This window comes from Stenotrophomonas sp. PE591, from assembly GCF_018320795.1.
GTDB classification, from domain to species: domain Bacteria; phylum Pseudomonadota; class Gammaproteobacteria; order Xanthomonadales; family Xanthomonadaceae; genus Stenotrophomonas; species Stenotrophomonas maltophilia.
In genome coordinates, this window is record NZ_JAAOKO010000007.1 from 110,079 (window position 1) to 121,182 (window position 11,104).

Sequence of the window (11,104 nt, forward strand, 5' to 3'; positions counted from 1 at the left end):
TGGGGTGCCGACCGTTGGTCGGCACGCCTACTTGCCGTCGCTTTCCGCGTCGGCCTCGAACAGATGCATCAGGTCGTTGCGTGCGTCGCGCGAGGTCTGGATCACCGCTGCCTCGTCGTCGTACACCAGGTACTGGTCGCGCAGCAGCTGCTCATCGTGCTCGCGGAAGCGCTGCACGTGGCGCTCGGCCACGTCCGGTGCCACGCCCAACGCGGTCAGCACGCGGCCGCTCATCTCCAGGCTGGTGCCGAACACTTCGCGGAACGGCTCGGCCGACATGTCCATCAACCGCCACGCATGCTGGCGGTTGCGTGCACGCGCCAGCACCGTCGCGTCCGGGTACAGCCGGCGCACCATGCGCACCGCGCGCAGGTTGGTTTCCGGGTCATCCACGGTGATCACGAACACATCGATGTGCTCGCCCCCGGCCGCGCGCAGCATCTCCGGCCGGGTCGGGTCGCCGTAATACAGCTGGTTGCCGAATCGGCGCAGGTCGGCCACGGTATCCGGGTTCGCCTCCAGCGCCACGAACGGCACCTTCTGCGCGGTCAGCAGGCGCGCGATCACCTGGCCGAAGCGGCCCATGCCAGCGATCAGCACCTTGGGCCGGTTGTCCGGCGCCACCTTGTCGGCCTCGGCCGGCTCGCGCGGAGTGGCTTTCTCCTGGCCGAGCAGTTTCAGCAGCGCGATCATCAACAGCGGCGTGATCGCCATCGACAGGCCGACGATCGCCACCAGCCGGTCGTGGTTGGCGTTGCCCAGCAGGTGCGCGCGCTGTGCCTCGTTGAACACCACGAAGGCGAACTCACCGCCCAGCCACAGCACGCTGCCCAGCAGCAGCGATTGCCGCGAGCTGAGCCGGGCGACACGTCCAACCGCGTAGAGCAGGCTGAACTTGACCACCAGCAGGATGCCGACACCTGCGGCGATCAGCCACGGCTCGGCGGCGATGCGGTCCAGGTCGATGCCCATGCCCACCGCGATGAAGAACAGGCCCAGCAGCAGCCCCTTGAACGGCTCGATCTGCGCTTCCAGCTCATGCCGGAACTCCGAATCGGACAGCAGCACGCCGGCCAGGAACGCGCCGAGGCTGGGGCTGAGGCCGGCTTCCTGCATGAACCAGGCGGTGCCCAGCACCACCAGCAGGGCGGTGGCAGTGAATACTTCCGGGCTGCGGGTGCGCGCGATGATGCTGAACACCTTGCGCAGCACCGGTCGTCCGCACAGGATCACCACCGCCAGCGCACCCAGCGCCACGGCCGCATCTTCCCAGCGCAGGGTCTCGTTCTTGACCCCGCCCAGCAGCGGAATGGCCGCCAGCAGCGGGATCGCGATCAGGTCCTGGAACAGCAGGATGGCAAAGCCCAACCGGCCGTGGTCGCTGTTGATCGCCTTGTGCTCGGACAGCAGCTGCAGGCCCACCGCCGTGGATGACAGCGCCAGCGCCACGCCTACCACCAGCGCGCTCTTCCACTGGAAGTGGTCGAGCAGCAGCAGGCCGCCCAGCACCAGCCCGGACAGCGCCACCTGCGCCGCACCGGCACCGAACACCGAGCGCCGCATCACCTTCAGGCGTGCCGGCGACAGCTCCAGGCCGATCACGAACAGCAGCATCACCACGCCGATCTCGGCGGCGCCGAGGATGCGGTCGGCGTCCTGCACGAAGCCCAGCCCGTCCGGGCCCAGCACCACACCGGCCGCCAGGTAGCCCAGCACCGCGCCGAAACCGAACTTCTTGAACACCGGCACGGCGATGACCGCTGCCAGCAGCAGCACCAGCGCCAGTTCCAGACCACCGCTATGCATGGGAATACCTGGTCATCGGGGGAGCCGCTGTGCGTCCGTTCGGGTTGGGAAAAGCGTGGCGAACACCACCGCGCCATTATGCGCGACGGCCTGTGTACGCACGAGAACAACCTGCGGGCAGGGTGCTGCCGCGGCGGGACCGGGTTGACCTGCATGGTCCACGGGTCCAGACTGCCCGCCGCTGGCGGCGCGTCCGTCGGCACACGCATCCCGGAGTCCCCAACCCATGTCCAGCGACAGTAGAAGTCGACCTCGTTCGACGCCAGCGATGGCCACCGCCTGACATCGGGACGGTTTGCCTGCGTTGGCGTTGCGCGAGGTCGCACCCCCACAAGGCAAACCCGATGAACCAGAAGCAATTGCTGCGCCCGGTGGCCGATGCCGCCGCACTGGCCGCGCCGCTGGCGAACTTCAACACCGCCGATGCGGTGGAATTCCTCAACACGCTGGAACTGACCCGCGCCGCGGAAACGCTGGCTGCGCTGCCGTTGCCGCGTGCAGTGAAAATGCTGGAAGCGCCGGAACTGCACCGCAGCGGCGAACTGGTGGCTGCGCTGCCGCCGGCGCGCGCTGCCGCCCTGCTCGGCTTGATGGCCGACGACCGCGCCACCGACATCGTCCATGAGCTGGATGAGGAAGAACGCGCCCGGTTGATCCCGCTGCTGGGCACCGACGCCCGCCAGGCCATCCAGAAGCTGCTCAGCTACCCGCCGAACACCGCCGGCGCGCTGATGACCACCGAGTACGTGGCGGTACCCGCCAGCTGGACCGTGGCGCAGACCCTGCAGCACATCCGCCAGGTCGAGCGCACCCGTGAAACGGTGTACGCGATCTACGTGCTGGACCCGGCCAGCCAGCAGCTGCAGCAGGTGGTGACCATGCGCCGGCTGATCACCGGCCTGCCGGAGGAGTCGATCCTGGACGTGGCCCAGGTCAATCCACCGGTGACGGTGGACGCACTGATGGACCAGGAAGAAGTGGCACGGCTGATCCGTCGCCACGACCTGCTGGCGATCCCGGTGGTCGATGCGCAGCAGCAGATGCTCGGCATCGTCACCGTCGATGACGTACTGGATGCGCTGATCGAGGAATCCACCGAGGACGCGCACAAGTTCGGCGGCATGGAAGCACTGGACAAGCCGTACATGCAGATCGGCTTCTTCGAGATGCTGCGCAAGCGCGCCGGCTGGCTGAGCGTGCTGTTCCTGGGCGAGATGCTGACCGCCAGCGCGATGCAGCACTATGAAGACGAACTGGCGCGCGCGGTGGTGCTGACCCTGTTCATTCCGCTCATCATGAGTTCGGGCGGCAACTCCGGTTCGCAGGCCACCTCGCTGCTGATCCGCAGCTTGGCGCTGCGCGAACTCCGCCTGCGCGACTGGTGGAAGGTGGCCCTGCGCGAAGTGCCCACCGGCATGGTGCTGGGCGCGATCCTCGGCTGCCTGGCCATCGTGCGCATCGTGATCTGGCAGCTGGGTGGCCTGCATGACTACGGCGAGCACTGGATCCTGCTGGCGATCACCATCGGTGCGGCGCTGGTCGGCATCGTCACGTTCGGCTCGCTGTCCGGATCGATGCTGCCGTTCATCCTGAAGCGGCTCGGCTTCGACCCGGCCAGTGCCTCGGCCCCGTTCGTGGCCACGCTGGTGGACGTGACCGGACTGGTGATCTATTTCAGCATCGCCGCGATGATCCTGCACGGCACACTGTTGTAAACCGGGGTCGGTTACGGGGTCGGATCCCTTCGCGCAGCGAAGGGCTCTGACCCCTGAAGCACCGTGCTCCGGTAGTTGCCGACCTTGGTCGGCACGCAAGGGTCACGCAAGGGTCAGAGCCCTTCCTTGGCGAAAGGGATCTAACCCCATCGTCATGGAATTTGGTTACCGTAGGCGTATGAGTACCTACCACCTGCAGTCCGTGTTCCGTCCGCAGTCGGTCGCGGTGATCGGCGGCAGCCCGCGTCAGCGCTCGGCCGGACGTGCGGTGATGCGCAACCTGCGCGGCACCGGCTTCCCCGGCAAGGTGGCGTGGATCAACCCGCGGCATGCCGAAATCGATGGCATCCGCACCGTGAAGCGGCTGAAGGACCTGGACTGGGTGCCGGATCTGGTGGTGATCACCGCGCCGGCGTCGATCGTGCCGCAGGTGGTGCGCACCGCTGCCGAACGCGGCGTGCAGGCGGCAATCATCCTCACCGCGCACCTGGGTGAAGGCCCGGGCTCGCTGTCGGCGCAGGTGGAGGCGGTGGCGCGCAAGCATGGCCTGCGCATCCTCGGCCCACACTGCCTGGGTGTGATTGCACCGCACGCACGGCTTAATGCCAGCATCGCCGCGCACTTCCCGCAGGCCGGTGATCTTGCGTTGATCTCCGAATCCTCGGCCATTGCCGCCGCGCTGGTGGAGTGGGGCGTGGCGCGCTCGGTCGGGTTTTCCGCGGTGGTCTCGCTGGGCGACACGATGGACGTCGACTTCGGTGACCTGCTCGACTACTTCGCCACCGACTACCGCACCCGCGCCATCCTGCTCTACGTCGAGCAGATCAAGGATGCGCGCAAGTTCATGTCGGCCGCGCGTGCCGCCGCCCGCGCCAAGCCGGTGGTGGTGGTGAAGTCCGGCCGCGCCGAGCGCGTGCAGCCGGGCAGCCGCGATACCCATGTGCAGGCCCTGGCCCGCGCCGACGATGTGTACGGTGCAGCCTTCAACCGCGCCGGCCTGCTGCGCGTGGGCGCGCTGGACGAACTGTTCACGGCTGCCGAATCGCTGGGCCGGTTGGGGACGTTCCCCGGTCGTCGCCTGGCCATTCTCAGCAATGGTGGCGGTGTCGGCCGCCTTGCCGTGGACCAGCTCATTGCATTGCGTGGCACGCTGGCCAAGCTGTCCGACAGCACGGTCGAGAAACTCGACGCCGTGCTGCCGCAGGGCTGGTCGCGCAGCAATCCGGTCGACATCGTGGTCGACGCCGATGGTGATCGCTATGCCGCCGCCATCGAGGCGCTGCTGGCCGACAACGAGAATGATGCGGTGATGGTGGTCAATGTGCCCACCGCATTCACCTCGTCCGCAGACGCTGCGCAGGCGCTGACCCGCACGCTCGGCCTGCGCCCGCGCCATCACCGCGACAAGCCGGTATTCGCGGTGTGGCTGGGCAACGATGACCAGGCCACCGCCACGCTCAACGCGGCACGGGTGCCGACCTATCCGACCGAGGCCGAAGCGGTGCGCGGCTTCCAGCATCTGGTGCGTTACCGCGAAGCGCAGAACGCGCTGATGGAAACGCCACCCAGCCTGCCGCAGGACTTCAGTGTCGACGCGGCGGCCGCACGCGCGCTGGTCGATGCGGCATTGGCCAACGGCCAGCAATGGCTGGACCCGTTGGCCACCCACGAACTGCTCAAGGCCTACGGCGTTCCCTCCGCGCCGGTGATGCACGCGCGCGATGCGCACGAGGCAATGGACCTGGCGCAGCCGTTGCTGGAGCGTGGCGCCAGCGTGGCGCTGAAGATCCTGTCGCCGGACATTCCGCACAAGTCGGAAGTGGACGGCGTGCGCCTCAACCTGTCCACGCTGCCGGCGGTGCAGAGCGCGGCCAACGCGATCCTGTCGCGCGCACGCCAGCTGCGGCCGGATGCGCGCATCGATGGCCTGCTGGTGCAGCCGACCATCGTTCGCCCGAAGGCGCGCGAGTTGATCGTCGGCATTGCCGATGACGCGACGTTCGGCCCGGTGATCGTGGTCGGCCGTGGCGGTACCGCGGTTGAAGTGATCAATGACAAGGCGTTGGCGCTGCCGCCGCTGGACCTGCGCCTGGCCCACGAGCTGATCGGCCAGACCCGCGCCTCGCGCATCCTCAAGGCCTATGGCGATGTGCCTGCCGCCGACGAGCGCGCACTGGCGTTGGCGCTGGTCAAGCTGGCACAACTGGCTGCCGACATCCCCGAAGTGCGTACGCTGGACATCAATCCGTTGCTGGTCGACGGCAAGGGCATCCTCGCCCTCGACGCACGCGTGGCGGTGGCGCCATCGCGCATCCTGCACAAGGGCCGTGGCCATCCGCGTTTTTCGGTGTTCCCGTACCCGAAGGAGTGGGAGCGCACCATCGAACTGTCCGATGGCGGCCGGGCCTTCGTGCGCCCGGTGCGGCCCGAAGACGACGCGCTGTTCCGTGCGTTCTTCGCCCGCGTCAGCGACGAGGACCTGCGCCTGCGCTTCTTCCAGTCGGTGAAGCACTTCAGCCACGAGTTCATCGCGCGCCTGACCCAGCTCGACTACGCACGCTCGATCGCACTGGTGGCGATCGAACCGCGCAGTGGCGAAATGCTCGGCGCGGTGCGCCTGCACGCCGATGCCGATTACCACCGTGGCGAGTACGGCATCCTGATCCGCTCGGACCTGAAGGGGCACGGCATCGGCTGGCGGCTGATGGCGATCATGATCGAATACGCCAAGTGGCTGGGCCTGGACGTGGTCGAAGGCCAGGTACTGCGCGAGAACAGCACCATGCTGGCGATGTGCCAGAGCCTGGGCTTCAAGACGAAGCTGGACCCGGATGACCCGACGGTGATGATGGTGACCCTGCCGGTGCAGCAGGTAGAGGTGCCGGCGGCACCGCTGTAGAGTCGAGCTCGCTCGACTGTTGCCATCGAAAGCAGTCGAGCAAGCTCGACTCTACGACCAGGCTACCGCATCGGTTCCACCACCACTGCCGTGCCGTAGCACAGCACTTCGGTCAGCCCGGTCATCACATCGGTGGCGTCGTAGCGCATGCCGATGATCGCGTTGGCGCCCAGCTGCCGCGCGTGCTTGACCATGTCGCGGTAGGTTTCCTCGCGGGCCTGTTCGCACAGCTCGGTGTAGATGGTGATGTTGCCACCGAACAGGGTCTGGATGCCGCCGAGGAAATTGCCGACGATCGAGCGCGAGCGCACGGTGATGCCGCGCACCACGCCCAGGTTGCGCACCACGCGATGGCCGGGCAACTCGAAGGCGGTGGTGACCAGTGAATCGTCGAAACGTGTCAGCGAGGTCGTCGGGTTGCCGCTGTTGTAGGGGTCTGCCATGGCCGCATCCTTGGAACGGGTAGGGTCGAGGGCTGCATCCTAGCGTGTCGTCGCGCTGCTGGGCCGGTTCTGCAACGCACAGGGCCAGCCACGGCATGTCCTTGCCACCGCACCGGCGCGACAATACCCGCATGACCGACCGTATCCCCCTGCTGCTGCTGCCTGGCCTGCTCAACGATGCCGAACTGTGGCGCGCGCAGTTGGCCGATCTGGCCGACATCGCCGATTGCACGGTAGGCGACCAGACTCGCGGCGAGACCCTGCAGGCGGTGGCCGAGGACGTGCTGGCGCAGGCGCCGGAACGCTTCGCCCTCGCCGGTTTCTCGCTGGGTGGCTTCGTCGCCCAGCAGATCCTGCGCATCGCGCCGGAACGCGTGCTGCAGCTGGCGCTGGTCGATACCTCGATCCACGCCGATTCACCGGAACGTGCCGAACAGCGCCTCAGCCAGCGCGCCAGCGTGCGCCTGCCCGGCAAGTTCCATGGCTTCGGCGATGTGCTGATGCGCAGCTACATCGATGCCTCGCGGCTGGATGATTACGTGCTGGTGCAACGTGTGCGTGACATGACCGCCCGCCTGGGCGCGGACGTGTTCCTGCGCCAGAGTGCGCTGGAACGCCGTGACGGCCATGACGTGCTGGCTGGCTACCGCGATCCGCTGTTGATCATCTGCGGGGCCAACGACCGCATTACGCCACTCGCGGTCAGCGAGGAAATGCACGCCCTGGTGCCGCACTCGCAGCTGGTGGTGGTGCCGGACTGCGGGCACCTGGCCCCGATGGAGAAGCCGGACGAGGTCAGTGTGGCGATGCGCGGGTGGTTGCTGCAGGGCTAGGCCAAAGCCGCTTCTGGTGGGTGCGGACCTTGGTCCGCACGGTGTTTCAATGATCCATCAGAGGTCAGTGCCGACCAAGGGCGGCACCTACCGATTCCGATCCGCAACCGCGGTCGGGATCAATCCCAGGCGGGTGCAATCCCTTCCGGATTCGCCAGGCGATGGCCACGGTCCAGCTTGGCGATCTGCGCCATGTCTTCGTCGGTCAGGCGGATCGCTGCCGCTTCCAGGTTGCTCGACAGGTTCTCGCGCTTGGTCGACGACGGGATCACCGAGAAGCCCTGCTGCAGCGCCCAGGCCAGCGCGATCTGCGCCGGAGTGGCCTGGTGGCGGCCGGCAATGGCCTGGATCACCGGGTCCTTGATCACCTCGCCATAGGCCAGGCTCATGTAGGCGGTGACGTGGATGCCGTTGTCCTGCAGGAACTTCACCAGCAGGCGGTTCTGCAGGTAGGGATGGATCTCGATCTGGTTGGTGGCGATGGCATCGGCGCCAAGGATCTCGATGGCCTTGCGGGTCTGGGCGATGGTGAAGTTGGAGATGCCGATCGCCTTCGTCAGGCCCTGTGCCTTGGCCTCGGCCAGCGCCGGCAGGTACTCCTCCATCGGCACGTCGACCTTGTCGTTCGGCGACGGCCAGTGGATCAGCGTCAGGTCCACATGATCGGTACGCAGCTTTTCCAGACTGGTACGCAGGCTGGCCAGCAGCGCTTCGCGCTTGAACGCGGTGATCCAGACCTTGGTGGTCAGGTAGATCTCTTCGCGCGGCACGCCGGAATCGGCGATGGCCTGGCCGACCTCGGCTTCATTGCCGTAGATCTGCGCGGTATCGATGGCGCGGTAGCCGACATCCAGCGCATTGCGCACCGAGTCGATCACGGTCTGGTCTTTCAGGCGGAAGGTGCCGAGACCGAAGGCGGGGACAGTCATGGGGAGCTCCAGCAGAGGGGAGGGATGCGAATATCCAGCAAAGGGTAGGCCAGTGGCCGCATGCGTGCCGGCAACGGTGCATTGCACCACCGTACCGGCAGGGCATGACCTATCTCAATGCGTGGCCACGGCGATGCCATCGGCGCGGTCATCGATGCCGTCGCTGCGGTCCAGGCGGCCGCTGAGCACGGTCAATGCATACGCACCCACCACCACCAGCGCGCCCAGCCACGGCGTGTGCATCAGGCCGATGTTCTCCACCACCAGGCCGCCGAGCGAGGCGCCCAGCGCGATGCCGATGTTGAAGGCGGCGATGTTCAGCCCCGATGCGACGTCGGTGGCCTGCGGCGCATAGCGCTGAGCCTGCTTGACCACATACACCTGCAGGCCGGGCACGTTGCCGAACGCCACCGCACCCAGTGCCAGTACCGTCAGCAGCATCAGCCAGGTGTTGTAGGCGGTGAAGGTGAGCACGAACAGCACGACGGCCAACAGGGCGAAGATGCGCTTCAATGCGGGCACCGGGCCCATGCGGTCGGCCATGCGCCCGCCCCACAGGTTGCCGATCGCCACCGACACGCCGTACACCAGCAGCACCAGGCTGACTGCGTTTGCCGAGAAACCAGTGACGTCCTGCAGGATCGGCGCCAGATAGGTGAAGGCCAGGAAGGTGCCGCCGTAGCCCAGCGCGGTCATCGCATAGACCAGCAGCAGGCGGGGTTGGGCGAGTACGGCCAGCTGCTGGCGGAAGCTGGCCGGCGCACTCTGCGGCACGCTGCGCGGCACGAACAGCAGCGCGCCGAGCAGGGCGATCACGCCCAGCGCGGCCACCGCCAGGAAGGTGGCGCGCCAGCCCAGGTGCTGGCCGATGAAGGTGCCCAGCGGCACACCGGTCACCAGCGCCACGGTGAGGCCGGTGAACATGATGGCGATCGCGCTGGCGGCCTTCTCCTTCGGCACCACCGCAGTGGCGATGATCGAACCGATCGAGAAGAACACACCGTGGGCGAGGCCGGTGAGGATTCGGGCGACGATCAGCGAGGTGTAGCCCGGCGCCAGGAAGGCGATGACGTTGCCGAGGGTGAACAGCACCATCAGCGCCACCAGCAGCGACTTGCGCGGCACGCGGCCGGTGAGCGCGGTCAGCACCGGCGCACCGATGGCCACGCCGAGGGCATACAGCGAGACCAGCAGGCCGGCCGAGGGCAGGCTGACCTGCAGGTCGGCGGCAATGGTGGGAATCAGGCCGACGATGACGAACTCGGTGGTACCGATGGCGAAGGCACCGAGGGTCAGCGCCAGCAGGGCGAGGGGAATGCCACGGATCATGGCCGGCTCCGGAGGGAAGGAAGGCGCGCAGTGTGCGCGGCGCACCTTTGCCGAAAAACCGGTCTTCACGCCAATCACTATTGTTGCCCAGTCAATAATGGAGGCATGAAGACCACTCTCGATGAAATGCAGGCCTTCCTCGCGGTGATCGACAGCGGGTCGATCAGTGCTGCCGCCGAACAGCTGGGGCAGACGCCGTCGGGCGTGAGCCGGGCGCTGGGGCGGCTGGAAGACAAGCTCGGCACCACCCTGTTGACCCGTACCACCCGCCGCCTGCACCTGACCGCAGAGGGCGAGGCCTACCTGCGCCATGCACGGGCGATCATCGATGCGGTGGAGTCCGCCGAGGAACAGATGGCCGCCCGCCGCGAGCGCCCGGCCGGACGCCTGCGCGTGGATGCGGCGATGCCGTTCGTGCTGCACGTGATCGCGCCGCTGGTGGCCGGGTACCGCGCGCGCTACCCGGAGGTGCAGCTGGAGTTGAACAGCTCCGAGCGCTACATCGACCTGCTGGAACGGCGCACCGACCTGGCGATCCGGATCGGGCCGCTGGCCGACTCCACCCTGCATGCGCGGCCGTTGGGTCGCTGCCAGCTGCGGCTGGTGGCCAGTCCGGCCTACCTGGCGGCACACGGCGAACCGGCCAGCGTCGCCGCGCTGGGCCAGCACACCCTGCTCAGCTTCAACGAACCGGAATCGTTGAATCACTGGCCGCTGCCGGGCGATGCAGATGGCCTGCTGCGGGTGCGTCCGGATATCGCGGTGTCCAGCGGCGAAACACTACGCCGACTGGCGGTGGAAGGCGTGGGCATCACCTGCCTGTCCGACTTCGTGACCGACCGCGACCGCGGCGCCGGCACGTTGGTGCCGGTGCTGGCGACGCAGACGCTGGATGTGTACCAGCCGATCCACGCGGTGTATTACCGCAACACGGCGGTGTCGGCGCGGATCAGCTCGTTCCTGGATTACCTGGGTGAAGCGATGGCGCGGAGCGATTACCTGCGCTGAGGTCGTGGTGGGGTTGCCGGCCAGCGGCCGGCACTACCGCAGGTTACGGTGGGTGCGGACCGTTGGTCCGCACGGCCCCTGCCATCGCCCGACCAACGGTCGGGCGCTACCCATGTGGTGNNGGGGTTGCCGGCCAGCGGCC

At 67.5% G+C, this 11,104-nt stretch carries 8 protein-coding genes; 4 read left to right on the top strand and 4 right to left on the bottom strand.

Translation table 11 applies throughout. The features are described 5' to 3' along the window. Nucleotides 1-27 precede the first annotated feature (27 nt). Entirely contained in the window at nucleotides 28-1,806 is a 1,779-nt protein-coding gene (locus JLDANKMP_RS16410) for a monovalent cation:proton antiporter-2 (CPA2) family protein (protein WP_005411591.1), read from the bottom strand. A 344-nt stretch (nucleotides 1,807-2,150) separates the two neighbouring features. On the opposite strand from JLDANKMP_RS16410, the gene mgtE reads away from it, so the two are divergent. Both mgtE and JLDANKMP_RS16420 read left to right on the top strand, forming a co-directional pair. Next, on the top strand, nucleotides 2,151-3,521 hold the full coding sequence (gene mgtE / locus JLDANKMP_RS16415) for a magnesium transporter (protein WP_005411590.1): 1,371 nt from the start codon (nucleotides 2,151-2,153) through the stop codon (nucleotides 3,519-3,521). Nucleotides 3,522-3,699: 178 nt separating this feature from the next. Beyond that, nucleotides 3,700-6,420, top strand: coding sequence for a bifunctional acetate--CoA ligase family protein/GNAT family N-acetyltransferase (locus JLDANKMP_RS16420; protein ID WP_212561654.1), 2,721 nt, complete (start codon nucleotides 3,700-3,702; stop codon nucleotides 6,418-6,420). Between the two features lie 62 nt (nucleotides 6,421-6,482). On the opposite strand, the gene JLDANKMP_RS16425 is transcribed toward JLDANKMP_RS16420, so the two are convergent. Further along, nucleotides 6,483-6,863, bottom strand: a complete 381-nt coding sequence (locus JLDANKMP_RS16425) for a YbjQ family protein (protein WP_033833807.1) — start codon at nucleotides 6,861-6,863, stop codon at nucleotides 6,483-6,485. A 131-nt stretch (nucleotides 6,864-6,994) separates the two neighbouring features. Between JLDANKMP_RS16425 and JLDANKMP_RS16430 the strand changes: the two genes are divergently transcribed. Then, the gene (locus JLDANKMP_RS16430) at nucleotides 6,995-7,696 is read left to right on the top strand and encodes an alpha/beta hydrolase (protein ID WP_212561655.1); all 702 of its coding nucleotides are present in this window, start codon (nucleotides 6,995-6,997) and stop codon (nucleotides 7,694-7,696) included. Nucleotides 7,697-7,815: 119 nt separating this feature from the next. Here the strand turns inward: JLDANKMP_RS16430 and dkgB are convergent, their stop codons facing one another. Continuing rightward, the gene (dkgB, locus tag JLDANKMP_RS16435) at nucleotides 7,816-8,625 is read right to left on the bottom strand and encodes a 2,5-didehydrogluconate reductase DkgB (protein ID WP_012481584.1); all 810 of its coding nucleotides are present in this window, start codon (nucleotides 8,623-8,625) and stop codon (nucleotides 7,816-7,818) included. A gap of 114 nt (nucleotides 8,626-8,739) precedes the next feature. Then, the gene (locus tag JLDANKMP_RS16440) at nucleotides 8,740-9,954 is read right to left on the bottom strand and encodes an MFS transporter (RefSeq protein ID WP_212561656.1); all 1,215 of its coding nucleotides are present in this window, start codon (nucleotides 9,952-9,954) and stop codon (nucleotides 8,740-8,742) included. A gap of 105 nt (nucleotides 9,955-10,059) precedes the next feature. Here JLDANKMP_RS16440 and JLDANKMP_RS16445 point away from each other — a divergent pair, with 105 nt between their 5' ends. Beyond that, nucleotides 10,060-10,962: a LysR family transcriptional regulator gene (locus tag JLDANKMP_RS16445; protein WP_212561657.1), complete on the top strand. Its 903-nt coding sequence runs from the start codon at nucleotides 10,060-10,062 to the stop codon at nucleotides 10,960-10,962. Nucleotides 10,963-11,104: the final 142 nt, after the last annotated feature.

Excerpts from the sequence above, each read along its gene's own strand:
- dkgB (WP_012481584.1), bottom strand. The coding sequence starts at position 8,625 with ATGACTGTCCCCGCCTTCGGTCTCGGCACCTTCCGCCTGAAAGACCAG.
- JLDANKMP_RS16410 (WP_005411591.1), bottom strand. The coding sequence starts at position 1,806 with ATGCATAGCGGTGGTCTGGAACTGGCGCTGGTGCTGCTGCTGGCAGCG.
- JLDANKMP_RS16425 (WP_033833807.1), bottom strand. The coding sequence starts at position 6,863 with ATGGCAGACCCCTACAACAGCGGCAACCCGACGACCTCGCTGACACGT.
- JLDANKMP_RS16420 (WP_212561654.1), top strand. The coding sequence starts at position 3,700 with ATGAGTACCTACCACCTGCAGTCCGTGTTCCGTCCGCAGTCGGTCGCG.
- JLDANKMP_RS16445 (WP_212561657.1), top strand. The coding sequence starts at position 10,060 with ATGAAGACCACTCTCGATGAAATGCAGGCCTTCCTCGCGGTGATCGAC.
- JLDANKMP_RS16430 (WP_212561655.1), top strand. The coding sequence starts at position 6,995 with ATGACCGACCGTATCCCCCTGCTGCTGCTGCCTGGCCTGCTCAACGAT.
- mgtE (WP_005411590.1), top strand. The coding sequence starts at position 2,151 with ATGAACCAGAAGCAATTGCTGCGCCCGGTGGCCGATGCCGCCGCACTG.
- JLDANKMP_RS16440 (WP_212561656.1), bottom strand. The coding sequence starts at position 9,954 with ATGATCCGTGGCATTCCCCTCGCCCTGCTGGCGCTGACCCTCGGTGCC.